Below are 22,216 nucleotides of genomic sequence, written 5' to 3' on the forward strand. Positions count from 1 at the left end.
TCTATCGCTGTCACCCGAACAGCTCGTTCGGTATCACCGCCCAGGCTCCATTGCCCGCGTCAGGTCGCTGTAGCTGAACACCGGACAGCCACAGATCCTCGCGAGAACTGTTCGCTGCCGGTCGGTCAGCTCGTTGGCGAAGACAACGGCCCCCGCATGCACCCGAGCACACGCGCCCGCGATCTCGCCGACCTTGCCCGTGCTCATCAAGGTTCTGGCCGAGTAGGGTGCGGCCATTGTCGCTGTGCCGCCCGGCGTGTCACCTTTCTTGCCGCCCGAGACCCCGCGGCGCTGCACAAAACAGTCGACCACTCGACCTCCGAGACGAGCGACGCCTGCCGAAACATCAGCCATCACGTCGAGACAGTCCTTGCGCTTGGCTGAGAACAGGCCCGCGACCACCACGTCGGCGCCCGCGATGACGTCGCGCGCTTCCAGCGGCATGGACTCTGCTGGGTTTCGTCGTTGTCCGTCACCGCGTCGCATGTATCGCCGATCGCCCACGTGCGCACCCTAGGAGCGGCCCGGCTCGGGCGCCAGCGCTCGCGGCTCATGGATTCGGAGTAACCGTGCGCTGGGCAGTGAAAGAGCCGCCGAGTGGCGCCGATGGATCAGCTCAGGCCCATGGCACGCGCGATCCCAGCGATCCGCGGCCAGCTGCCGCGGATCGCCGGGATTACGTGTCTATTTGCGGTAGTCGCCGAACGTGGCGCGCAGGTCGTCGATGACGAGGTCGGGTTCTTCCATGGCGGCGAAGTGGCCGCCGCGGTCGAATTCGGTCCAGCGCACGATGTTGTGGTTCTGTTCGGCGATGCGGCGGATCGGGGCGCCGATGTCGTGGGGCAGGACTGCTACGGCGACCGGCACGTTGGTGTCGGGTTCGGGTTTGCCCCAGGTGGCGGCGCCTTCGTAGTAGTAGCGCGCCGACGAGCCTGCGGTGCCGTTGAGCCAGTAGATCATGACATTGGTCAGCATCGCGTCGCGGTCGACGGCATCCTCGGGTGCGTTGGTGGAGTCGGTCCAGTCCTTGAAACGTTCTACGATCCAGGCCAATTGACCCACCGGCGAGTCGGTGAGCGCGTAGGACAGCGTTTGCGGCTTGCTGGCTTGCAGCATCGCGTACGCGCCGAGTTGGAACTGGTAGCGGCCGGCAAGCTCGACGGCACGGCGTTCGGCGGGATTGTCGAGGTCCGCGGTCTCGGCGGTGACGGTGGCGGAGGCGATATCCGTCAGGTGTATCGCGACCAGATGCTCGGCATCGATGACCGCCAGCTGGCGTGTGATGGCCGCGCCGGTGTCTTCGCCGTGCGCGGCGTAACGGTCGTAGCCGAGGCGACGCATCAGCTCGGCCCATGCGCGCGCGGCTCGTGCGGTCGACCAGCCGACGGCGGGTCCGGACAACCCGTATCCGGGGATGGTGGGCACGATGACGTGGAACGCGTCCGCGGCGTTGCCGCCGTGCGCCACCGGGTCGGTCAACGGCCCGATCACCTCGAGGAATTCCACGATCGATCCGGGCCACCCGTGCGTGAGCACCAGCGGCAACGCGTCGGATTCCGCCGAGCGGACATGGATGAAGTGCAGGTCGTGGCCATCGATCTCGGTGCGGAACTGCGGGAAGGAGTTGAGTCGGGCCTCCTGCGCCCGCCAGTCGTAGGTAGTGCGCCAGTAGTCGGCCAGTTCCCTGGTGTAGTCCAGCGGGATGCCCGGCGCCCACCCCGCACCGGGAATCTCGTCGGGCCAGCGGTTGGCGTCCAATCGCCGATTCAAGTCGTCGAGCTGCTCTTGGGGGACGTCGATGCGAAACGGTCGAATCTGCTCGTTCATGAAATCCACCGTAGAAGAGACCTAGGACAGTTCCAGCCCTAGGTTTTCGCCAGAAGTTGACCATGGTCGAGAAGTCGGTGCGACTACCCCGACCGCTGTCGCTCCAACGCCGAACCTCCGGCTCACGATGTCGTATGGCACGAGTCGAGTTCCCAAGCGGGGCAGCGTCTTCGAAAAAGTGGCCGGAATCCGGTCGGCATGTCGGCTCGCAGAGCTGAGCCTCAGCCTGTGTCCGGGGTAGGGGCTCGGTGGTTCGGTGCTGGGTCGGCCGACGGCCGAGCTCGGCCGTGCCGCAGGGTGTTCAAAGTTTGGCGTCGAGTTCGAGTTCGATTGCGCTGGTGAGGAGTTGGCGGGCGCGGTCGAGGCTGAGGGAGCCGCTGTGCCAGCGTTCGCTGAGTCCTTCGACGAGGGCCGTGAGGCGTTCGGCGATGGCGGCGGCGTCGAGGGCGGGGTGGACGGCGCCGGTCTGCATGGCCTGCCGGATGAGGGTTTCGATGTCGGTGTTCCAGCTCTGGGTGGTGGCCTGCAGAGGGTCGCGCAGGTCGGGGTGGAAGACGGCGCTGGCCCGCAATTCGCCCCAGGCGATGCTGGTTTCGCGAACTTCGTCGGTGTCCTGGAGTTCGAGCAGCAGCATGTGCTCGACCCGGCTGCGGGGGTCGGCGGTGTCGGTGTGGTCGGTATACGTCTGGGCCCGGTGGTTGATGTGTTCGAGCGCGGCGTGCAGCACACCGGCCCGGTCCTTGAAGTGGTAGTAGATCAGCGCCGTGGACACCTCGGCCGCGGCGGCGAGTTTCTCGATACGCAGCCCGCGTACGCCGTCCTGGGCGATGGCACGGACGGCGGCTTCCAGGATCTGGGTTCGACGCTCTGACACGATTCCTCACAGTAGGGGCGGATGCGGCAGGCCCGGCAAGCGGTGCGCCGCACCTGGGCTCGCGGGGGCGAAAGGGCGGGTCAGCCAGCGGGTTCCTGCTGGGTGGTGCAGTGGATACCGCCGCCACCCGAGGCGATGCCGTCGATATTGATCTGCACGACTTCCCGGCCGGGGAACAGTCGCTCGAGGGTGGATTTCGCGGCGCCGTCGGTGTCCGGATCACCGAACTCGGGGCCGATGACCGCGCCGTTGCAGACGTAGAAGTTGATGTAACCGGCGGCGAAGTCGTCGTTCTCGAACTTCGGCCGCACCGTCGAGGGCCCCTCGAGTACCTCCACCCGCAGCGGGCGGTCGTGCACGTCGGTCGCCGAGTGCAGGATGTCGAGGTGGCGGCGGGTGACGTCGTAGTCGAATGAGTCCGGGTCGCTGTCGAGTCCGGCGACCACCACGCCCGGGCCGGCGAAGCGCGCGTAGAAGTCGGTGTGGCCGTCGGTGATGTCCTCCCCGGCGATGCCGGGCAGCCAGATTATTTTCTTGATTCCGAGCAGGTAGTCGAGCTCCTCCTCGACGTCCTTCTTCTTCCAGCCCGGATTGCGGTTGTTGTTGAGCACGCAGCTCTCGGTGATGATCGCGGTGCCTTCGCCGTCGACCTCGAGCGCGCCACCCTCGAGCACCAAATCGGTGTGCAGGGTTTCGACTCCGGCGCGGCCGGTGACGAACTGGGCGACCTTCGCATCTCGGCGGTGTTCCTGCTTGTTGCCCCAGCCGTTGAAGTTGAAATCCACACCGGCCTTGGTGTTTGCGTTCTTCACGAACACCGGACCGGTGTCGCGCATCCACAGATCGTCGAGCTCGCCGGCTATCAGCTCAACGTTAGCGTCACCGATCAGGCTCTCGGCCTGCGCCATCTCGCCGGGGCGCACGAGCATCGACACCGGTTCGAAGCGGGCGATGGTGGTGGCGATGGCGGCCAGGTTGCGCTGTACCTCCGGCGCCAGCTTCGCGCCCCAGATTCGTTCGCCGGCGGCGAAGGCCATCCAGGTCCGCTTGTGCGGCTGCCCCTCCTCGGGCATCAGCCATGTCCTTCCGTCGTCGTGGTTGTCACTGCTTCCGCCGCCGACCCAGGTGGTGGTGTCGTCGCAACCGGTCATCAGCAAACCGCTGATCGTGGCCGTCATGGTCTGTACGAATGTGCGCCGCCGCATCCTGTTTCTCCTATTGTTCTGGGCATTCGTGCTATGAGTCCCTCGCGACGCGTAGGAAGCCGGCAGACCCACTCTCGCTGCGGAGGCCCGCGTGATGAACGGGCGACCGCCTGGCTATCAAGCACTCTAAATCCTGACTAAAAAATTAGTCAAGGACAGAAGCGGTGATGTGAACGACAACGACCAGCGGAGTCGGGCGCGGTCAGCGGCAGGGCCTCACCTTGGTGGTGATTCTGCTACCCCTTGGGGGTGGGACCTCAGTACTCGGGGTCCTGACACCGGCGACCAGTGCGATGGACAGTTGAATAAGTCACCGCAAGCGAACCGGAGCCTCCAATGTCGATCACCAGCGCAATCGCCACCCCGGCAGAACGGCGTGCCACGGTCTCGACCGAAGACGGTGTGGCACTTGCGGTTCGCGAATACGGCCCACGAAATGCCGACCTCACCGTCGTCCTCTTGCACGGACATTGCCAGCGCACCGAGTCCTGGACCTACGTCCGGGACGCGCTGTTGCGCCGATACGCCGACGCCAGGGTCGTCTGCTACGACCACCGCGGCCACGGCGACTCGGTCGCGGCGTCCCGGCGGACCTACAACCTCGAGCAGCTCGGCTACGACCTTCGCGACATTCTCGACGCTGTCGCCCCGACCGGACCGGTCGTTCTCGTCGGCCACTCGATGGGCGGCATGACCGTGCTGACCTATGCCAGCCAGAACCCGCACGAGATCGGCACTCGCATCGTCGGCGTCGCACTCATCGCGACCGCTGCGAGCGGGCTCGCCGACGCCGGCTTCGGCCGCCTCCTGCGCAACCCGGTCGTTTCGGCATTCCAGGCCGCCGTCCGGCGGGCTCCTGGCATGATGCACCATGCGAAGGCAATGGCCTGCAAGGTCTTCGCCCCGGTGATCCACACCGCTGAATTCGGCAATCGGAAAGTCAGCGCTCGCGTGCTCGCCCTTGCCAACGCGATGCACAACGAGACGCCGATCGTGACGATGGCGAGCTTCTTGAGCGCCTTTATGGCCTATGACCAAACCGACGCGCTTCCTATCCTCTCGAAGATCCCCACGTTGGTGTTGTGCGGCTCCGCCGACCTGATGACGCCGCCGTCGCATTCCGTCGCGATGGCGGCGGTTGTCGAGTACTCGGATTTCGTGATGGTCGAGGGCGCCGGGCACTCGGTGATTCTCGAGCAGCCGAGGATGGTCGCCGAGGCCATGGCTCGACTGATGACGCGAGCAGGCGGCACCGGCCGAGTCGCGGGCGCTCACCTCACACTCGTCGCGTAGACCGCTCGCGCTCGGCGAGATCGCCGCTGGTCGAGGGGAGTAGTGAGGTTCCTGGGTCAATCATCGCCCGGGAGCCTGGCCTCGCCCGCCTGCTGGCGAACCGCTGCCTCGACGAGCCTGCCGACCTGCGCCGCGGGGACGACGATGCCGGGTGTCCGGAGAGCCCAGCGCAGGAAGTCCTCGACGCTCATCGCGGGCATTTCGCCGAGATAGGGCTGGATGTACACCGGTGTGTTCGGTTCACTGCGCCAGCTGGTGGCAAGTGAACCGGTGTCCACCGCGTCATATCCGAGGACGTGCAAAAGCCGGGTGGCTTGTGCCTTGGCTTCCGCGTCGTCGCCCGCGATCGGCAGGGCGCTGCGGTCCGGCGCGCCCGCGGGCCGGGCGAGGGAGAACAGCTGGTGCGGGGTGATGTTGTTGAATGCCTTGACCACCCGGGAGCCCGCGAGGTGGCGCTGCATCAGAGCAGTGGAGGTCAGTTCGCCCGCGTCCAGCTCGGCCACGTGGCCGTCGCGCTCGGGGTAGTAGTTCGCCGTGTCCAGCACTGTCTTGCCGGCCAGAGCTTCTGCGGGGAGTTGTTCGCAGGCATGCAGCGGGATCGCGGCCACCACCAGGTCTGCGGCGCGGGCCGCTACCGCCGGTGTGGCCGCTCGGGCTCGCTCGCCCAGGTCGGCGACAAGATCAGCAAGTGTCTCGGGGCCTCGCGAATTACTGAGGACAACCTCGAGGCCTGCCGCGACCGCCAAGCGGGCAACAGAAGATCCGATCATTCCGCTGCCGATGACTCCGAGGATGTGTGGCACGACTTCGCTCCGTTCGTTCGTGTGCATGCGCGAGAAGAGCCGGCGAGCGCGGTCAGGCTATGCCGGTCGCGGGTGGCTCGCTTTCAGCATCGGACCGCCACGACCACCGGACCAGGCCCGTGTACTGCGTACTCATGGCGTGATCACCCGCCGCAGGCTCGGGCGTAGCGTTGGTCGCGTGGACGACCGAACCGAGCTCAGCGGCTTCCTCAAATCACGCCGTGCCCGCCTGCGCCCGAAGGAAGTCGGGTTGCGCGACTACGGCAGAGTGCGCCGGGTCGCGGGCCTGCGTCGTGAGGAGTTGGCGCAGCTGGCGGGCGTGAGCATCGCCCACTACACCCGTCTGGAGCAGGGCAACGGCGACAGCGTCTCGGACGAGGTGCTCGACGCCATCGGCGTGGCGCTGCGCCTGGACACCGACGAATTGGCTTACCTGCACCGGATCGCACGGCGTCCCCCGCCGTGTACGGAGGCCGAAGCCTCGTCGGACGCGCCCGCGAGCTTGCGCTACTTGCTGGAATCGTTCGTGATGACGCCGGCGCTGCTGGTCGGTCGGCACACCCAGATTGTCGGCTGGAACCAGCTCGCCGTCGCGGTGTTCGGCGACTTCCCCGCGCTGCCGGAGAACAGGCGCACGCTGTCACACATGCTGTTCACCGAGCCCTACCTGCGCGAGCTGCACGGCAGCGGTTGGCCGCGGGCGGCGCGTGCGCAGGTAGCGCATCTGCGTGTTCTGCTCGGACGGTATCGCGGTGACCCCGGACTCACGGCCCACATCGATCACATGCGTGATCTGAGCGCGGAATTCGCGGAGATATGGGCGGAGCACCCGGTCGCGCAGGTCCGGTCGCGGGAGTACGTGTTGCACCACCCGGTCGCGGGTGAGCTGACCCTGCACGGCGAGCTCGTCGCGCTGCCCGACCTGCCGTCGTGCTGTGGGCTGGACCTTTTCGCCGCCGAGCCGGGCTCGGCATCCGAGCAGGCGCTGCGGAAACTCGGGAGTGTGCAGGTACTGAGCTGACGTCCGATTTCGCTACTGACGCTGCCGGGGGATCCCTCCCGGACATCGGGGCGATCGACTCGGCCCGCGACACCACCATCCAGTTTCTGGTCCGGGCATGCTCCGCCTGGTCGAACAGCGCGCGAATCGGGTGTTCACGGTGGTGGGCGCAAGAGGTGTTCGCCGGCGAGCTGGATGGCTTCGCGTTTGGTGTAGCCGGGGTGGTCCGCGGCGATGAAGTGGCGGCCGATCGCGAGCGCGAAGGCCAGGGTGCTGCGTGCCTCGATCTCATCGGGGTCGGTGATGAAGGTGCCGAACATCGTCCGCAGGAACTGCATTCGCTCGTTGTCGATACGCCGCAGGCGGGTCGCGACGGACTCGTCGTGGCGGGCCCACGCCCGGATCGCGAGGTCGATCCGGTGCAGGTCTTCTGAGAACGTCAGCTGACCGGCGCGCCGGATCCTCTCGGCGGCATCGCCACCTTCGGTGTCGGTCCGGGCGATGACTTCTTTGGTGCAGCGGAGTTCCCACTCGTCGAGCATCTCCGTGAGGAACGCGGGACGGCTGTCGAAGTGCCCATAGAATCCGCCCTTCGTCACGCCGAGCTCAGTGGCGAGGGTCTCGACGCGGACGGCGTCGGGTCCGCCCCGGCCGAGGGCTTCGAGGCCCGCCGCTATCCAGCGGGCTCGTGTCGTGCGGGCCACAGCGGGAATCCGGCCACCTCCATTGCTCGAGACGTATCTATACGGTACCGTATACACGAACTGTACGGTGCCGTATAAATGAGAGGTGAACCATGCCACGACTCGCAGAGGCCGCCTACAGCGAGCAGCCCTGGCTTATCCACGAACTCGCGAGTGACTTCGCAGTCGAGGACGTGTGGTCGTTTCGCACTCCCGGAGCCGGACCCGACGATTTCCCGGTGATGCTCGCAGCACTGCGAGCAGCCGGTGGACCCGTGAAGCAGATGTGGCCGGTGCGGTTCTTGTTCGCCGTTCGGTGGAAGCTCGGCGCACTCCTCGGCTGGGACAAGCCGTCCGTGGGGGTGGGTGAGCGGGTTGCCTCGCTGCGCGACCGCTTGCCCAGCGATATCCGCGCGGCTTCCCCTGGCCCGGACGACGACGACATGCCCCTCAAAGCGGTCTACGAGCTCGACATGGAGGCCGCCCGCGAGCTGGCGAACAAGACCGTGCACACCGTGATGCATCTCGGCTGGATTCGAGGCGTGAACGGCGACTATGAGCTGCGCATGGCCGTCCTCGTCAAGCCCAACGGATGGTTCGGACGGCTCTACATGGCCGCCATCGCGCCTTTCCGATACCTCATCGTCTACCCGGCCCTGACTCGGCAGTGGGAACGAGCATGGGCAGGACGGTCACGATGAACGTCGAAAGGCGGCTGCTGCGCTGGGCGAGCGGGATCATGCTCGTGCTGGGCATAGGTCACCTGTCTCTGCTGGCGCTCGTCGCATGGGCGGACATCACCGGCTGGGTGGATCGGGGGATATGGGCAGCCGTCCCGCTCGTGCTCACCGACGGCGGCGTCGAGACGATGGAATCCCTTCGGAATGAGGTCACCTTCTGGGGCGGCCCGGGCAGCTTCGCCGTGCCGCTGATTCTCCTTGGTTGCCTGATATGGCACCTCGCTGGGCGCGGGGTGGCTGTGCCCGCCGGGATCGGCTGGGGTCTCGCGGCGTGGTGTGGGCTCGGCGGCGTTCTTCTGGTGCCGTCCCCGTTTTTCGCCGGGATCGCCTCCGGGGCGCTGATCATCGTGGCCGCGCGGAATCGGTCGGCACCAGCCCGAGGCCGGGAGACGGCAACCGGCCAGCACGCGGCTTGACCTTGCCCCTGCGTCAATGTTTAGCGTCGGCCGGCATGACGATCACCGTTCTCGACACCTACTCGGCGATGAAGCAGATCTTGCGCGCCACCGGCCCGGATCGCGTCGCGCTGCTGCGCTCGATGCTCGAGCCCGTCACAGACATGTACCGGTATTTCCCCGGGGAGGTCGATCTGGTGGCGATGCACCAGCTGGCGTCCGGATTCCCCATCGATCGTGATGAGCGGCGTTGCCTCGACGCACTCGAGACGCTGTCGGCGGCCGGGGCATGGGAACGGATGCAGCGCGCGCTCGACGATGCACTTGCCGTGCAGCTGGCGGCGACGCCCGGAGTGGAGGTCCCGGACATTACCGTCCTGTTCGTGCTCGGTGACCCCGGCGATGCCCACTTCATGGGTCCCAGCCTCGGAATGACCGGGAGCGGCGGGATCTCGGGCTACCTCGTCATCACGCTGTGGCCATACCCGGAGAACGTGGAACGGCTCGAGGCCGTCGCGGTACACGAGCTCAACCACAACCTGCGTTACAGCCCGGGCGGGGTCGTGTGGGACCCGATGACCGTGACGGTCGGCGAACACGTCGTGTCAGAGGGCTTGGCCGACGCATTCGCGCGCCAACTCTATGGTGACGAGCTCGGCTACGCTCGCCTCGGTGTGCCACACCTGCACGACGAGGCGGTCTTCGCCAAGGTGGTGTCCGGACTCGACGTCACCGGCATGCGGAACTTCACGGCCTGGGTGCACGGCGACGCCAGCGCGGAGCGCTTCGGCGTTGCTCCGGTGGGACTGCCGACCGGCGCCGGATACGCCGTCGGAAATAGGCTGGTCGACGCCTACCTGGCAGCAACGGGACAGACGGCGGCACAGGCCCTGCACGCCGCAAGCTCGGAGATCATCGCCACCGCGCTGCACCGCGCGGACTGATCAGCCAGAATCCGGCAGCCGGGCGATCGAGGGTCGTGGCAACAGGAGAGGCTATGGAGTGGATGATCCAGGAGCTCGCGGCCAGGGCGGGCATCACCGGCCGCGCCTTGCGTCACTACGACCGCATCGGGCTCCTGCCCCCTTCCCGAGTCGGCGCGAACGGATACCGCTACTACGGCCCCGCCGCGGTCGCCCGACTACAGCGAATCCTGCTGCTGCGTCAGCTGGGCATGGGCCTGCCTGCCATCGCCGAAGTCCTGGCCGAAGAGGTGGACGAGCAGGAGGCGCTTCGGGCGCACATCGCCGCGCTGGAACGCGCACGCGATCGCATCGAGCAGCAGATCCGGGCCGTGCGTCACACTTTCGACGCCGCGGCGACCGGGATCGAACCGTGCATGGACATTATGTTGGAAGGGTTCAACGATCGCTACCGGGACGAGGTGATCGCGCGCTGGGGTGAGCGCGCATTCCGGGCGAGCAACGACTGGTGGCACGCCAAGAGTCTCGAGCAGCAGCGGGCTTGGAAGCGGGCCACCGACGACCTCGTCGCCGCATGGATCGCCGCGTGCGAGGCCGGGGTGTCGCCGACTTCGGAGCGCGCGCAAGCACTGGCCGCTCGACATGTCCAGTGGCTGAGCGAGATTCCCGGCACCCCTACAGCCGACGGCGATCGGGACCGCTCGATCCAGATGGTGAATTGCCTCGGTCAGATGTACGTCGAGGACCCTGGCTTCGCGACCACATACGACGGTGCCGAGGGCGCGGCATTCGTCCGCGACTCGCTGCACGAGTACACGCGGACACAGATGTAGTAACTTCGGTATCAGGCCGAGCTTCCGCGCCCGATCAGCGAAAGAGTTTGGGTCCCAGTCGATTCAGGGCATCGCGGGATCGACCGCCAGCTGTGTGATGCGGATGTGCCGGTGCCGGGCCCCGGCCTGCCGGGGCCCGGCCAGGTCGATCAGGCCGAGTAGTCGATGGCGGGACCGAAGGTGCCGTCACCGTTGCCGTAGCGCAGGGTGATGTTGCCGGTGCCGGTGTTGCCGACGACGGTGTCGGTTTTTCCGTCGGCGTTGAAGTCGGCGAGAATCGGGGTCGACAGCGGGACGAGCCCGCCGGAGGAGTAGGTGTGGCTCGGCGGGCCGAAGGTGCCGTTGCCGGTTCCGAGCAGGACGCTGATGCTCGAGGTGCCGCCGTTGGCGACCACCATGTCGAGCTTGCCGTCGCCGTTGATGTCGGCCACGTCGAAGCACTGCGGGAACAGACCGCCGGTCTGGTAGGTGCGCAGCGCGCCGAAGGTGCCGTCGCCCTTGTTGAACAGCGTGGACACGGTGCCGCTGACGAGGTTGGAGAAGAGGATGTCCGCCTTGCCGTCGCCGTTGATATCGCGCGCCATGCCGTACCAGGCGGTCAGGGCGCCGTCGCTGAACGTGGTCGGCGCGGCGAAGGTGCCGTCGCCGCGGCCGCGGTAGATCTGGATGGTGCTGTTGACGTAGTTGCCGCGCAGCAGGTCGAGGTTGCCGTCCCCATCGAAGTCCGCGGCGTCGGCGGATCCGGAGCCGACGCCGAGGTTGCTGGAGACGGTGACGGCATCGGCGAAGGTGCCGTCACCCTTGCCGAGGAGGATCGACCACGACGGGGCTTGGTTGGAGGTGGCCAGATCGGGGTCGCCGTCGTGGTTGTAGTCGCCGACGACCACCGCGCCGGGAGCGAGGTCGGTGGCGTAGTTGACGGCCTTGGCGAAGGTGCCGTCGCCGTGGCCCATCAGGATGGAGACGTCGTGTGAGGTGAAATTGGTGACGGCCATGTCGAGCTTGCTGTCGTGGTCGAAATCCGCGATGGCGACGTAGTCGGCCTGACCGCCGGTGGTGTACCGGACGGCGGGCTGGAAGCCGCCGCCCGGCTTGCCGAGGAACACCGATACGCCGAACCCGAGCACGAAGTCGCTGAACACGACGTCGGTGTAGCCGTCGTCGTTGAGGTCGGCGACCGCGGGTACTGCGGGACCCGTCAGGTTGGGAAGCACCTCAGCGGATGCCGGGGTGCTCGTGAAGGCGGTGCCCGCCAGCGTGGAGCCTGCCATTGCCAGAGAAGCGAGAGCGCTTACGGCGAACCTGATCTGTGTCACTTATTCTCCCGATTGTCCGATATCGGCAGAACCTTACTGGTTTTCCGTTGCCGGCGAAACTATCGGGGCCATAAGACAATTCGATAATCTATCGTTATCGACGGCCCTGCTCGACCGAGTGGTTCATCGATAATCATCGCTTATGGAATTTGGCTTCGAGGGTCGGCCCATTCCCGTTCGAAGGCTGATGCCGTCGGGCCCGAGTGGTGGGCATGACGGCACGGGCCCAACTCGCTTCATGCAAGTCTTCTCGCTGAATGTGACGATCCGCTGGGCGATCTGCCCGATATCGGGCGGCATGCTCGTGGTGCTGTTGTATCCGCCGCCGGACATCGGCTTGTCCTGCGCATCGGCGAATCGTGCCTCGCCCGACTCGATTTCGTCCGGTGCCACCTCAACGACGTTGCGCATCTTGGGCACTATTTCTGACGACGCTGTATTGGGTACGTAACTTCCGCCGCCGAGATCCTTGACGGCGGCGCAGTAGTCGGCACTCGATTTCTTGTCGCTATCGTTGCATCCGGCGAGAATGCCTGCGCCGAGGGCGAATACCGTCACCACGCTTATCGTGCGATGTATATCTCTCGTCTATCCCTTGATGTGTTCATGACGCGCCACACTTGTTCGGTAGCGACGGTGACGACTGCGCGCTCATCGAAAATTGGCCGCTCCCTTCGCTCGTTGGTCACGAACGCTAGGGATGGGCGCCGACAAGTCGATGAAGCCGTCACCGCTCGCGGGAATACACCTTCACCACCGTGCCGTCGACGTCCGCAGCCAGGTACGCGCTGCCGTAGTCGTCGGTCAGGTACACCATGATGGTCGGGCGATCGTCATTGAAAGTCCATGCGGGGTCGACGATCACATAACGGAGCGTCGGGGTGGGGACATTGAGCCGGTCCTCCGCGGCGCGCATCAGGGTCGGCAGGATGTCCCAGTTGATCGAGCTCAGATTCACGGTGTCTTTTCCCGACATCTGGCCACCCGCGCCCTTGCGATCTGCTTTGCCGTTTCGGTAGCTGAACTCGTCGTAGATTTTCGGCTGGCCTGCGACAGGGGCGGCGACGTTGGCGAAGGTCGGGTAGAACGTCGCATCGGTGAATTCCGTTCCACCGGTGACTTTTTCCAAGGCGGCGATCGCCGTGCGGATGCCGTCGGGGGTGAGAAGGTCGCCGGCCTCTTCGGTCACGGGCGCGGCGGAGGCAGTCGCGCCGGGGAGCTGGGTGCTGCCGGGTCGTTGGCTGGTGCCGGGTGGCTGACTCGGGCTGGTTCGATTCGTCGATGAATCGGGCCGCATGGCCACCGCCACGACTATCACGGCGATGGCGGCGGCCCCGATTCCCGGCAGCATCCAGCGTCGCCGCTGGTTGGACGCCGCGGGGTGGTGGCCGGGAATTCCGCTCGATGGCACGTTGGTCTGCGCTGCGGGCACGTGGGCGGGTGGCACGTGCGCATGAACCTGCGCCAGGTGCGGGTGGTTCTGCGCGGCGGGCGCAGCGCCGATCGGCGCGGTCGCCTGGGCGAGCATCCAATCGACCTGCTCGGGCGAAGGCCGATGGCTCGGTTCGGGTACCAGCAGCGCCTGGAGCGCCGGGGTCAGCGGCCCGGACCGCTGCGGCGGCGGGACCTCGCCCTTCAGGACGGCCGCGAGTGTGGCGACAGTGGTGTCGCGGCGCATCGGGTGATAGCCCTCCACCGCCACGTAGAGCACCAGACCCAGCGACCACAGGTCGGAGGCCGGATTGCCCTCCTGGCCGCCGAGTCGTTCCGGCGCAACATAATCCAGCGAGCCGACCACACTGCCGGTGGAGGTGAGCCCGTTCAACCCGGTGATCGCCGCGATGCCGAAATCGGTCAGCACCGGGGTGCCGTCTTCCCGCAGGATCACGTTCGCCGGCTTGATGTCGCGATGCAGCACGCCGACCACGTGGGCGGCACGCAGCGCGCCGAGCATGCCGCGGCCGATCTGCGCCGCACGCGCCGGATGCATCGGGCCCTCGGCGAGATGTTCAGCGAGCGTGCGGCCACGAATCAGCTCCATGACAATCCACGGATGAGCGGCAGCATCGGAATCGACGATGTGATGGACCGTCACCACATTCGGATGCGCGATCCTGGCCAGTGCCCTGGCTTCCCGCAGCACGCGTTCCCGCTGCACGTCGGGCAGGTTCGCACCGCCGTCCGGCTCGGCGGCCCGCACCTCCTTCAACGCCACCTCGCGATGCAGAGCGAGATCGTAGGCTCGCCACACCGTCCCCATGCCGCCGCTGCCGAGCGGTTCGAGCAACTCGAAACGCCCGTCGACCACTGTCCGCCCGGAAATCATCGCGCCAGCCTATGGGTATCGCCGCGGTTGCGCGAGGCGCACCTCGTCGTCGTCGGGACGTCATGGTGGCGGGTGTCGGCACGAGTGCCGCGTTGGGCGGACCTTCAACGCGAGACCGGTGCGCCTGTTGACCGGTCGAGGGCGTTGTACAGCCAGAGTTGGCCCGCGCCCACCGTCATGGTTGCGCCGGTGATTTCACCGGTCAGACGCCAATAGCGTTGTGTGCGAGGGTCGTTGTCGTGTCCGCCGGTTCGGAGGCGCGCACGGAATCCCGGGGTATCGCGTTCGCCGCGGGCGGTGGCGTGGGCGTCGACGAAACGGTCAAGTGCCCGACCGGAGGAGGGCGCCAGGCCCGCGTGGATCTGCGACTCTGCCATGCCGCAGGCTTCGGCGACTCCGGCCAGCAGGCCGACCTTGTCGCGGATCGGGGTGGGTCCAGGACGCCAGAGCTGTTGGGTAACAACGGTGGCGAACCGGGGCTCGGCGACAAGGGTGACGAGCTCGGCGTAGCCGACGACCTGTTCGGGCGTCGGGTCACGCGGCGGATCGGGCACGTTCATCGAGAGGAAACCCTCGAACATGTCCGACGGCATCGGTGTCAAGATCCGCCGCCAGAACGCGACTACCGCGTCGTGAGCGGACAAACCATCCGGTACTCCGGCCAGCAGCTCCAGCCTGGCCGCCCGTTCCGCGGGCACCGCGTTTTCGATGGCCCGCAACGACGCTCGCCGCCACGCCAATGCCCCCAATTCGACATCGACGACAGCCCGTTCGGCGGCTATCGCCTCCGTCATCGACCGCTCGCCGGTGAGCACCGCGGTGATTGCCGCCAACCCCAACCCGAGTGCGCGCAGTCGACGAACCAGGAGCAACCGATCCACCGCCGTGGCCTTGTCGAACATTCGATGGCCACCCGTGGTGCGTGCGGACTCCACAATGCCGCTGTCGCAATAGAAGCGAATCGTCCGAACCGGAACACCGGTCAGCCGCGACAGCTCCCCGATGCTCACTAATCCATGCACTGTGCCGCCGGTCACAATCTCTTGAACCTCCACCCGGGTGGAGTTCCTACCGTACTAGCGCCCGACACGGAAGGAATCCCCGATGAACACGACATCCGACGAGATCTGGCAAGCCGTAGCCACCGAACGCGCCACCCTGGTCGATCTCCTCGACAACATCTCCGAGGCCGACTGGAACCACCCCACCCTCTGCGATGGCTGGCGGGTCCGTGACGTAGTAGCTCACGTGATCCTCTCCAGCAGCGCGACGTTGGGCGCTGTCCTGGTCAATCTCATCCGAGCTCGCGGCAGCATCGATCGCATGAGTCTCGATACGGCCATCCGTCACGCTGACCGCACTACCTCCCGGCAACTCCTTGCCGAACTTCGCGCCACGATCCCGCTGCGCATTGCCCCGCCCGCCACGACTCCCACCGACCGCCTGATGGACACCCTCGTCCACATTCAAGACATTGCCATCCCGCTCGGTCTTTCGCGCGAAATGCCTACTGCTGCCGCACGCCTGGCACTCGACCGGGTCTGGTCGGCCGACTGGGTCTTTCACGCCAAGAAAAGACTGTCCCCCTATCGTCTGACTGCCACCGACACGAACTGGACCGCCGGCACCGGCCCCACCATCGAAGGCCCCATCGCCGCCCTCCTGCTGCTTGCCAGTGGTCGAACCGCCGGACTCTCCGCCCTCACCGGCGAGGGCGTGGCAATCCTGCGGGCGAAGGTCGGTTAGGGCAGGTCCGGTCCGGCGACCGGCCGTGGAATACGCGCTACGGCGGTATCTCGTCGGCGCCTTCTACGCTGATTCCTGTTGATCAGGACGTACCACTTCCCATTCGAGAAGGGGCTACACATGATTTACAGGTTCGCGACCGTTGGTGCGGTCGGAGTTCTTGCCGCATCGGCCATCATTCTCACGGCTGGTGGCGCCGCGGCCGCGCATCCCACCGAGTGCGCCGAGGCCGCCGTGGTCATGGCCCAGTTCGCTCCGGATGACGACGGGGGTCTTGTCGGCGACATCGGGAGGGGGGACGTGAACGGCACAGGCGAGGAGGGCAAGGGCAAGGACGGCAAAGGCGGTAAAGGTAAAGGTAAAGGCAAGGGTAAGGGCAAAGGCAAAGGAAGCGGCGACGCCGATAGCGAAATGCCGAGTACCGGCAGCAGCGGCATGAACTTCGGCGCAGGAAATTAGCCGTCGGAGGTTGCGCTGACAACATCGTCGCCCCATGAACGGGCACGCACCCCGCCGATCGGGTGACACGGTGATCGGCGGGGTGGCGCTCCGTGCCGACGTGCGGTAGCTGCTCGTTTCCGGATGGTAGCGGGGGATGGGTGGGAGCGGGCTAGCCTCGGTACAGGGGTGATGCGCGGAGGAGGGTGCGGTGCGGCGAGGGGTGTTGATCGGCGCGGCGGGCGGTGTTGTCGTGGCCGCGCTGGCGTGGGGGGAGATCGAGCATTGGTGGGCTTCGCGGGCTGTGCTGGGGGAGCCGCGGTCGGGGGTTCCGGAATCGGAAGTGCTGGTGGTGCTCGGGTTCGCCAATCGAAGTGCGGATCGGGCGAATGCGCTCAATCGGTGGCGGGTTCGGGCCGCGCTCCGGTCGGTGGATGACAAGGTGCCCGATAGCCGACTGGTCTTTTCCGGGACGACGCGGCCTGGTGGGACGGTTTCGGAAGCCGAGCTCATGGCGGGTTACGCGATGCGGGAGCGTGGGGTGTCGAATGTGCGAATCCAGCTGGAGGACCGGTCCCGCACGACGTGGGAGAACATCAAGTACTCGATTCCGTTCATGGAGGATGCCGAGTCGATCGCCATTGTTTCGAATCCCCTGCATGCGTTACGTGGCCGTCTGTATCTGCGCCGGCAGCGGCCGGATCTGGCGCGCAGGGTTCGGCGTGCTTCCGATTATCGGCTCGGTGAGAAATCATGGGCCAAGCCATTTTTCGCCGTATATGGACTGTTGGATCTGGCTCGGACGCGGAAAGACACGCGGATGCGGGATGGGTAGGTCGCAGTAGCGCTCCCGCCAGTAGCCGGTGACTCGTGATCACAGGTGGCGGCAACGGACCGAACCCGATATGGTCTGGCGGCAGTTCGTCGATGTTCGCGGCGGGCTTCGAAATGGGGAGGGCCGTATGGCATTTCGTAAGAAGAAGATTCTGGAACAGGTGACGCAGAAGCTGGCCGAGGTCGGTCCGCCTGGGGAGCAGTTCAATACCGCTTTTCTCGCCATCACGGGTCCGAGCCCGTGGGTCGACAGCCTGCCGTATGTGCGGTTGGTGATGGTGTTCCTGCGGAAGTACTACTTCGTGGTACTGACCAACACCTCCGTTGTGCTGATCGAGGCCAGCAAATGGACCGGCCGGCCGACGAATCTAGTGTCGGCGGAGCACTTTCAGACCGCCGAGTTCTCCGGTTTGGAGATCAATTCCCTGTGGTCGAAGGTGTTCTACCGGCTGCCGGGAACCGCGGTGGTGGAGCGGCTCAATGTCCACCGTCAGTGGCGCACCGAGTTGGATGAGCTGGTGCGTGTGACCCATCAGGCGCCAGAGGTCCAGCAGCCGAGTGCGCATCCGTAGCGAGCCGGAAGTTACCTTGCTGGGCGGAATGCGTTGCCGCCCAGCCGGGTTCGCCTTTATCTCATGAGCCGAAGATGATACGTGGCACGCGGAGTGCCCGGCGGCTACCGAATCTGGGACAACAAAGCCCGGCGCTGGCGGGGCGATCACTACGAGCTGTGCCCGGACGAGCTAACAGACGCGCTGAACAGACGTCGGGACTACGCGACGATCACCGCGCTGCTCGAGCGATACCGGGCGCGGAAACGGTAGGCCCTGGCCATCTAGCTGACGAGCCGCCTTCGAGGGGGCGCGGCCGACAGATTGCGCGACAACAGTCTGTGCTCGGCCCGAGTCTCGGCGAGGCCGCCGCCTAACGGGCGTTCGGCGGACGCGGCCATGGGTTTTCTTCGATGTGTTCGATGGACTCGTTGAAGCGCGCGATCAGCGTGCTCAGTTGTTCGACATCGGCGTCGGCCCAGTCGGCGACCACCGCGCCGATGCCTTCGTGGCTCTGCGCCCGATCGGCCGCGACCAGTTCCAGGCCCTTTCGGCTGGCCCGGACCTTGCGCGCGATACCGCCGTCCGGATCGGGCACCCGCTCCACCAGGTCCTGCTTCAGCATGGCGCCGACCTGACGGTTGATCGTGGAGATGTCCAGCTGGAAGGCCTCCGACAGCTCGCGCAGGCTGAGCGGGGAGTCGACCTCGAGCCTGCTGAGCAGGAGGTAGGCCGAGCGGTCCAGCTGGAATCCTGGGCGGCGCAGCAGCGATGCGGGGAAGTGCCGGGAGAGCAGGGTCAGCTCGAAGACGAGGCGCGAGAGTGCGGCGCTTTCCTCGGGACCTGATGCTGGCATGAACCACACTATGTCGCCTGAATCACGGTCATAGCAAATTGTGCACGATACACATCGTGTGTAGCGTGCACATTTGTGACTGTTGCTGCCGACGCGTCCAAGACCGTCTCTGGTACCGACGATCGGCGCAGGCCCTCGTCGGCCCTACTCATCGCGACCCTCGGCACGGTCGGTGTCGTCGTCTCGCTCATGCAGACGCTGGTTATCCCGATCATCCCCACCCTCCCATCGCTGCTGAATACCTCGGCGTCCAACGCGTCATGGGTGATCACCGCGACGCTGCTCGCAGGCGCGGTCGCGACCCCGATCAGCGGCAGGCTCGGCGACATGTTCGGCAAGCGCCGGGTGCTGTTCGCGAACATCCTCTTGCTGGTCGCGGGCTCAGTGGTCTGCGCGCTGTTCTCCTCGCTCGTCCCGGAGATCATCGGCCGCTCGCTGCAGGGCGCCGCGGTCGGCGCGATCCCGCTCGGCATCAGCATCATGCGTGACGAGCTGCCCGCCGAGAAGGTGGGTTCGGCAATGGCGATCATGAGCGCAACGCTCGGCGTCGGCGGCGCCCTCGGGCTGCCGCTCGCGGCGGCGATCGCGCAGAACGCCGACTGGCACATGCTGTTCTGGACCGCGGCCGGCCTCGGTGTCGTCTGTGCCGCACTGGTTTTCGTCTTCGTGCCCGAGTCGCCGGTGCGCACTCCCGCGCGCTTCGACTTCGGTGGTGCGGTCGGGCTTTCCATCGCATTGCTCGCCCTGCTGATCGCGATCACCAAGGGCGCGGACTGGGGCTGGGGCAGCGCGAGCATCCTCACCCTCTTCGCTCTCGCGGTTGTGGTGTTCGTCGGCTGGGGTGCCTTCGAGCTGCGGCAGCGCTCGCCGCTGGTCGACCTGCGGGTTTCGGCGCGGCCCCGGGTGCTGTTCACCAACTTCGCCTCCATCGCCGTCGGCTTCGCCCTCTACGGCATGTCGCTGACCTTCCCGCAGTTGCTGATGGCCCCCGAGCAGACCGGATACGGGTTCGGCTTATCCATGGTCAACGCCGGATTGGCGCTTGCCCCTACCGGATTCGTGATGATCCTGCTCTCGCCGGTGTCGGCGCGGCTGTCGGCGGCCCGAGGGCCGAAGATCACCCTTGCGCTCGGTTCGGCGGTGATCGCGGCGGGCTACCTGTGCGCCGTGGTGCTGATGAACAGCGTCTGGGAGATCATGGTCGCGGCGATGATCGTTGCCGCCGGTGTCGGCCTGGCCTACGCCGCGATGCCCGCGCTGATCATGGGTGCGGTCCCGATCACCGAAACCGCGGCGGCCAACGGTCTGAACTCGCTGATGCGCTCGATCGGCACGTCCACCTCGTCGGCCGTGATGAGCGTGGTGCTCGCGCACATGACGATGCAGCTCGGCTCGCATGTGCTGCCGTCACGGGACGGATTCCACACCACCTTCCTCATCGCCACGGCGGCGGCGCTCGTCGCGATCGTGCTCACGGTCTGCATTCCGATGCGCAAGGCGCCGGATGCCGCGGACAAGGCCGGGCACGCCTGATCATCGGGCCATCGCGCTCGAACGACAACGGGGTGCGATCCTCAACGGCGAGGATCGGCCCCGTTGTCGTTGGTGTGACGCTATGAAATGCCCGCGGCGAACTCGGCGAAACGCGCCGCGATGCGGTCCGGGAACTCGCCGGTGACGGCATGCGAAGCCACCGGCCACACCTCGACCTCAGCGCCGGGGATGGTGCGAGCGGTCGCGGCGGCGCGCTGCGCATCGTGCACGATGCTGCGCCCGGCCAGGATCGCCAGCACCGGGACCGTGATCTCGGACAGTTGATCCTGGCTCGGTCGGTCGGGCTTCGGCTGCGCCGAGGTGAAATCCCGCATGGCGGAAGCGATCAGGCGGCCTTCGGGGACCGAGTCGTCGACCTGGACGCCGCCGGAGACCCAGCTCAGCAGGCGGTAGCGGGCCCACATCGGCAAACCGGGAATCACGCTGCCCAATGAGGCGGTGACCATCTTCCAGGTAAGCGGCGCAAAGGTATTCGCCGGATCGAGCAGTGTCACCGACGCCGCGCGTTCCGGCCGATGGATCGCCACCTGGGTGGCGAGCCAGCCACCGACGCTGACGCCGAGTAGATGTGCGCGCTCTAGACCGAGCCCAGCGATTGCTTCGGCGACCCAGGCCGCCTGATCGGCCGGACGCGTCAGCGGCCGCTGCTGGGTGCTCGCACCGGGTTCCCCGATGCTGTCGATCGACCAGACCGTGTGTTGTGCCAGCAGGCCGGGCAGATTCGTGCCCCACATCGGGGTGGACGCCTGCCTGCCGGACAGCAGCACCAGCGGTGTGCCGCCCGCCGCGCCGAAACGGTAGCAACGCACCGGCCCGAAGGAGGTGGCCACCGCTACCTGTTCGGAGGGTGTCGGCAATTCCGCCATGCCGTCGCGATAGGCCGCCGCGAACCGATCGAAGCCCGCACGGCTCGCGAAGTATCCGACCTTATCCGCAGGCTTTCCGATGTTCGGTTCGAGGAAGAACTCGTCGTTGGCCACATGCGCACACTAGTGGCGATCGCGCTGCCTGCCATGGCGTTCGGCCACGTTACGGTGCGGATTCCACCGAGGCGGCATAGCGGCGGGCCAGCGTACGCAGATGCGCGACCAGCTCCGGCGGGCCGTCGACACGGAAATCCATCATCAGCATGCTGAGGTAGATGGCGATGGTCTCCAACGCATCCGCGCCGGTCAGCAGAATGCAGGTGTCCGCGTCGACGGCCTCCACCACGCCGACGGCGGGATTGATGCGGGCGATCACTGTTTGCGCCGGTGCGAGCACGGTGACGCGGGCGTGCACCTGCCAGCCGGTGCTCGCGATGTGGCGCATGACGAACGCGATCAGGTCGTCCTCGGGCAGTGGGCGCGGTCCGAAGCGGCGGGCGCCTGCGGCTGCCTGGTGTACCTGTGCGACGGGAATCGCACGCCAGGAATGGGTTTCGAGGTCGTAGGCGACCAGGTACCAGCGCCGCTGCCAGTTGATCAGTCGGTACGGCTCTACTTCTGTTGTGCCGCTGTCGAACTCGATCGACACTGCGGTCGTGTCCCGGATAGCTCCGGCCAGTGTGGTCAGGACCGCGGCGGCCACCGGGGCGTCCGGTTCGCGCGAGCCGGTGGTCGCCGGTCCGATGGCGGTGGCGTTGCGCAGCGCTAATACCTTGCGCTGCAACCGCTTCGGCAGGATCTGTTCCAGCTTCGCCAGAGCTCGCGAGGCGTTGTCGGTGATGTCGGCGATGCCGGTGGCGCCGTCCTCGGCGAGGCCGACCGCCACGGCCATCGCCACCGCCTCGTCGTCATCCAGCAGCAGCGGCGGCATCGTCGAGCCGCGACCGAGCCGGTAGCCGCCGATCGCACCCCGTTCGGCGTGCACCGGGTAGCCGAGTTCGCGCAGGCGCTGGATGTCATTGCGCAGGGTCCGGTCGGTGATGTCGAGCCGTTCGGCCAGCTCCCGGCCGGTGTACGCGCGATCCTGCAGCAGTGAGAGCAGACGCAGCACTCGGGTTGTGGTGGGCGCCACATTAACCTCCGAAATTATTAG

General features: G+C 66.6%; 25 protein-coding genes. 12 read left to right on the forward strand and 13 right to left on the reverse strand.

Features of this window, described 5'->3' with window-relative positions:
- Nucleotides 1–33: 33 nt before the first annotated feature.
- From ACFU4Z_RS19670 to ACFU4Z_RS19685, 4 genes are all read right to left on the reverse strand, one after another.
- Entirely contained in the window at nucleotides 34–444 is a 411-nt protein-coding gene (locus ACFU4Z_RS19670) for a hypothetical protein (protein ID WP_379064925.1), read from the reverse strand.
- A 240-nt stretch (nucleotides 445–684) separates the two neighbouring features.
- On the reverse strand, nucleotides 685–1,827 hold the full coding sequence (locus tag ACFU4Z_RS19675) for an epoxide hydrolase family protein (RefSeq protein WP_379064927.1): 1,143 nt from the start codon (nucleotides 1,825–1,827) through the stop codon (nucleotides 685–687).
- Between the two features lie 301 nt (nucleotides 1,828–2,128).
- Nucleotides 2,129–2,701: a TetR/AcrR family transcriptional regulator gene (locus ACFU4Z_RS19680; RefSeq protein WP_379064929.1), complete on the reverse strand. Its 573-nt coding sequence runs from the start codon at nucleotides 2,699–2,701 to the stop codon at nucleotides 2,129–2,131.
- Between the two features lie 80 nt (nucleotides 2,702–2,781).
- On the reverse strand, nucleotides 2,782–3,906 hold the full coding sequence (locus tag ACFU4Z_RS19685; RefSeq protein ID WP_379064931.1) for an agmatine/peptidylarginine deiminase: 1,125 nt from the start codon (nucleotides 3,904–3,906) through the stop codon (nucleotides 2,782–2,784).
- 336 nt (nucleotides 3,907–4,242) lie between these two features.
- Between ACFU4Z_RS19685 and ACFU4Z_RS19690 the strand changes: the two genes are divergently transcribed.
- Nucleotides 4,243–5,199: an alpha/beta fold hydrolase gene (locus ACFU4Z_RS19690; protein ID WP_379064933.1), complete on the forward strand. Its 957-nt coding sequence runs from the start codon at nucleotides 4,243–4,245 to the stop codon at nucleotides 5,197–5,199.
- Between the two features lie 56 nt (nucleotides 5,200–5,255).
- On the opposite strand, the gene ACFU4Z_RS19695 is transcribed toward ACFU4Z_RS19690, so the two are convergent.
- Nucleotides 5,256–6,002, reverse strand: a complete 747-nt coding sequence (locus ACFU4Z_RS19695; RefSeq protein ID WP_379064935.1) for an NADPH-dependent F420 reductase — start codon at nucleotides 6,000–6,002, stop codon at nucleotides 5,256–5,258.
- Between the two features lie 178 nt (nucleotides 6,003–6,180).
- Here ACFU4Z_RS19695 and ACFU4Z_RS19700 point away from each other — a divergent pair, with 178 nt between their 5' ends.
- The gene (locus tag ACFU4Z_RS19700) at nucleotides 6,181–7,023 is read left to right on the forward strand and encodes a helix-turn-helix domain-containing protein (protein WP_379064937.1); all 843 of its coding nucleotides are present in this window, start codon (nucleotides 6,181–6,183) and stop codon (nucleotides 7,021–7,023) included.
- A 134-nt stretch (nucleotides 7,024–7,157) separates the two neighbouring features.
- On the opposite strand, the gene ACFU4Z_RS19705 is transcribed toward ACFU4Z_RS19700, so the two are convergent.
- Entirely contained in the window at nucleotides 7,158–7,715 is a 558-nt protein-coding gene (locus tag ACFU4Z_RS19705; protein ID WP_379065380.1) for a TetR/AcrR family transcriptional regulator, read from the reverse strand.
- Nucleotides 7,716–7,798: 83 nt separating this feature from the next.
- Between ACFU4Z_RS19705 and ACFU4Z_RS19710 the strand changes: the two genes are divergently transcribed.
- Genes ACFU4Z_RS19710 through ACFU4Z_RS19725 form a run of 4 tightly spaced genes read left to right on the forward strand, consistent with a single transcriptional unit; the run spans nucleotide 7,799 to nucleotide 10,576 of the window.
- Nucleotides 7,799–8,386 (forward strand): DUF2867 domain-containing protein, encoded by a 588-nt coding sequence (locus ACFU4Z_RS19710; protein WP_379064939.1) that lies wholly within the window; start codon nucleotides 7,799–7,801, stop codon nucleotides 8,384–8,386.
- Nucleotides 8,383–8,841, forward strand: a complete 459-nt coding sequence (locus ACFU4Z_RS19715; RefSeq protein ID WP_379064941.1) for a DUF6463 family protein — start codon at nucleotides 8,383–8,385, stop codon at nucleotides 8,839–8,841. The genes ACFU4Z_RS19710 and ACFU4Z_RS19715 overlap by 4 nt, the downstream gene beginning before the upstream one ends.
- 35 nt (nucleotides 8,842–8,876) lie before the next feature.
- The gene (locus tag ACFU4Z_RS19720) at nucleotides 8,877–9,764 is read left to right on the forward strand and encodes a DUF2268 domain-containing protein (RefSeq protein ID WP_379064943.1); all 888 of its coding nucleotides are present in this window, start codon (nucleotides 8,877–8,879) and stop codon (nucleotides 9,762–9,764) included.
- Between the two features lie 53 nt (nucleotides 9,765–9,817).
- Nucleotides 9,818–10,576 (forward strand): MerR family transcriptional regulator, encoded by a 759-nt coding sequence (locus ACFU4Z_RS19725; protein ID WP_379064945.1) that lies wholly within the window; start codon nucleotides 9,818–9,820, stop codon nucleotides 10,574–10,576.
- Between the two features lie 149 nt (nucleotides 10,577–10,725).
- On the opposite strand, the gene ACFU4Z_RS19730 is transcribed toward ACFU4Z_RS19725, so the two are convergent.
- The 4 genes from ACFU4Z_RS19730 to ACFU4Z_RS19745 form a co-directional block, all read right to left on the reverse strand.
- Nucleotides 10,726–11,892 carry an FG-GAP repeat domain-containing protein gene (locus ACFU4Z_RS19730; RefSeq protein ID WP_379064947.1) on the reverse strand — a complete coding sequence of 389 codons (1,167 nt, stop codon included), beginning with the start codon at nucleotides 11,890–11,892 and terminating at the stop codon, nucleotides 10,726–10,728.
- A 123-nt stretch (nucleotides 11,893–12,015) separates the two neighbouring features.
- Nucleotides 12,016–12,450, reverse strand: a complete 435-nt coding sequence (locus ACFU4Z_RS19735) for a hypothetical protein (RefSeq protein ID WP_379064949.1) — start codon at nucleotides 12,448–12,450, stop codon at nucleotides 12,016–12,018.
- A gap of 169 nt (nucleotides 12,451–12,619) precedes the next feature.
- A complete protein-coding gene (locus ACFU4Z_RS19740) occupies nucleotides 12,620–14,218 on the reverse strand; it encodes a protein kinase (RefSeq protein WP_379064951.1) in 1,599 nt (532 codons plus the stop codon).
- A gap of 104 nt (nucleotides 14,219–14,322) precedes the next feature.
- The gene (locus ACFU4Z_RS19745; RefSeq protein ID WP_379064953.1) at nucleotides 14,323–15,228 is read right to left on the reverse strand and encodes a MerR family transcriptional regulator; all 906 of its coding nucleotides are present in this window, start codon (nucleotides 15,226–15,228) and stop codon (nucleotides 14,323–14,325) included.
- A gap of 94 nt (nucleotides 15,229–15,322) precedes the next feature.
- Between ACFU4Z_RS19745 and ACFU4Z_RS19750 the strand changes: the two genes are divergently transcribed.
- The 5 genes from ACFU4Z_RS19750 to ACFU4Z_RS19770 all read left to right on the forward strand — a co-directional run bounded on the left by ACFU4Z_RS19750 (nucleotide 15,323) and on the right by ACFU4Z_RS19770 (nucleotide 18,060).
- Nucleotides 15,323–15,964 (forward strand): maleylpyruvate isomerase family mycothiol-dependent enzyme, encoded by a 642-nt coding sequence (locus tag ACFU4Z_RS19750; RefSeq protein ID WP_379064954.1) that lies wholly within the window; start codon nucleotides 15,323–15,325, stop codon nucleotides 15,962–15,964.
- A gap of 120 nt (nucleotides 15,965–16,084) precedes the next feature.
- Nucleotides 16,085–16,423 carry a hypothetical protein gene (locus ACFU4Z_RS19755; RefSeq protein WP_379064956.1) on the forward strand — a complete coding sequence of 113 codons (339 nt, stop codon included), beginning with the start codon at nucleotides 16,085–16,087 and terminating at the stop codon, nucleotides 16,421–16,423.
- Between the two features lie 190 nt (nucleotides 16,424–16,613).
- Nucleotides 16,614–17,237, forward strand: coding sequence for a YdcF family protein (locus ACFU4Z_RS19760; protein ID WP_379064958.1), 624 nt, complete (start codon nucleotides 16,614–16,616; stop codon nucleotides 17,235–17,237).
- 127 nt (nucleotides 17,238–17,364) lie between these two features.
- A complete protein-coding gene (locus tag ACFU4Z_RS19765; RefSeq protein WP_379064960.1) occupies nucleotides 17,365–17,808 on the forward strand; it encodes a hypothetical protein in 444 nt (147 codons plus the stop codon).
- Nucleotides 17,809–17,889: 81 nt separating this feature from the next.
- Entirely contained in the window at nucleotides 17,890–18,060 is a 171-nt protein-coding gene (locus ACFU4Z_RS19770; RefSeq protein WP_379064962.1) for a hypothetical protein, read from the forward strand.
- A gap of 100 nt (nucleotides 18,061–18,160) precedes the next feature.
- On the opposite strand, the gene ACFU4Z_RS19775 is transcribed toward ACFU4Z_RS19770, so the two are convergent.
- Nucleotides 18,161–18,643, reverse strand: coding sequence for a MarR family winged helix-turn-helix transcriptional regulator (locus ACFU4Z_RS19775; protein WP_379064964.1), 483 nt, complete (start codon nucleotides 18,641–18,643; stop codon nucleotides 18,161–18,163).
- A 75-nt stretch (nucleotides 18,644–18,718) separates the two neighbouring features.
- Here ACFU4Z_RS19775 and ACFU4Z_RS19780 point away from each other — a divergent pair, with 75 nt between their 5' ends.
- The gene (locus ACFU4Z_RS19780; protein WP_379064966.1) at nucleotides 18,719–20,176 is read left to right on the forward strand and encodes an MFS transporter; all 1,458 of its coding nucleotides are present in this window, start codon (nucleotides 18,719–18,721) and stop codon (nucleotides 20,174–20,176) included.
- An 80-nt stretch (nucleotides 20,177–20,256) separates the two neighbouring features.
- Here the strand turns inward: ACFU4Z_RS19780 and ACFU4Z_RS19785 are convergent, their stop codons facing one another.
- Together ACFU4Z_RS19785 and ACFU4Z_RS19790 are read right to left on the reverse strand one after the other, a co-directional pair.
- Nucleotides 20,257–21,177 carry an alpha/beta fold hydrolase gene (locus ACFU4Z_RS19785; protein WP_379064968.1) on the reverse strand — a complete coding sequence of 307 codons (921 nt, stop codon included), beginning with the start codon at nucleotides 21,175–21,177 and terminating at the stop codon, nucleotides 20,257–20,259.
- Between the two features lie 49 nt (nucleotides 21,178–21,226).
- Nucleotides 21,227–22,195: a helix-turn-helix transcriptional regulator gene (locus ACFU4Z_RS19790; protein WP_379064970.1), complete on the reverse strand. Its 969-nt coding sequence runs from the start codon at nucleotides 22,193–22,195 to the stop codon at nucleotides 21,227–21,229.
- Between the last annotated feature and the right edge of the window lie 21 nt (nucleotides 22,196–22,216).

This window comes from Nocardia sp. NPDC057440, assembly GCF_042802915.1.
In the GTDB taxonomy this organism is placed as follows: Bacteria; Actinomycetota; Actinomycetes; order Mycobacteriales; family Mycobacteriaceae; genus Nocardia.

Coding starts and splice junctions, on each gene's coding strand:
- ACFU4Z_RS19670 (WP_379064925.1), bottom strand. CDS start 444: ATGCCGCTGGAAGCGCGCGACGTCATCGCGGGCGCCGACGTGGTGGTC.
- ACFU4Z_RS19675 (WP_379064927.1), bottom strand. CDS start 1,827: ATGAACGAGCAGATTCGACCGTTTCGCATCGACGTCCCCCAAGAGCAG.
- ACFU4Z_RS19685 (WP_379064931.1), bottom strand. CDS start 3,906: ATGCGGCGGCGCACATTCGTACAGACCATGACGGCCACGATCAGCGGT.
- ACFU4Z_RS19690 (WP_379064933.1), top strand. CDS start 4,243: ATGTCGATCACCAGCGCAATCGCCACCCCGGCAGAACGGCGTGCCACG.
- ACFU4Z_RS19710 (WP_379064939.1), top strand. CDS start 7,799: ATGCCACGACTCGCAGAGGCCGCCTACAGCGAGCAGCCCTGGCTTATC.
- ACFU4Z_RS19715 (WP_379064941.1), top strand. CDS start 8,383: ATGAACGTCGAAAGGCGGCTGCTGCGCTGGGCGAGCGGGATCATGCTC.
- ACFU4Z_RS19720 (WP_379064943.1), top strand. CDS start 8,877: ATGACGATCACCGTTCTCGACACCTACTCGGCGATGAAGCAGATCTTG.
- ACFU4Z_RS19725 (WP_379064945.1), top strand. CDS start 9,818: ATGGAGTGGATGATCCAGGAGCTCGCGGCCAGGGCGGGCATCACCGGC.
- ACFU4Z_RS19740 (WP_379064951.1), bottom strand. CDS start 14,218: ATGATTTCCGGGCGGACAGTGGTCGACGGGCGTTTCGAGTTGCTCGAA.
- ACFU4Z_RS19750 (WP_379064954.1), top strand. CDS start 15,323: ATGAACACGACATCCGACGAGATCTGGCAAGCCGTAGCCACCGAACGC.
- ACFU4Z_RS19755 (WP_379064956.1), top strand. CDS start 16,085: ATGATTTACAGGTTCGCGACCGTTGGTGCGGTCGGAGTTCTTGCCGCA.
- ACFU4Z_RS19765 (WP_379064960.1), top strand. CDS start 17,365: ATGGCATTTCGTAAGAAGAAGATTCTGGAACAGGTGACGCAGAAGCTG.
- ACFU4Z_RS19775 (WP_379064964.1), bottom strand. CDS start 18,643: ATGCCAGCATCAGGTCCCGAGGAAAGCGCCGCACTCTCGCGCCTCGTC.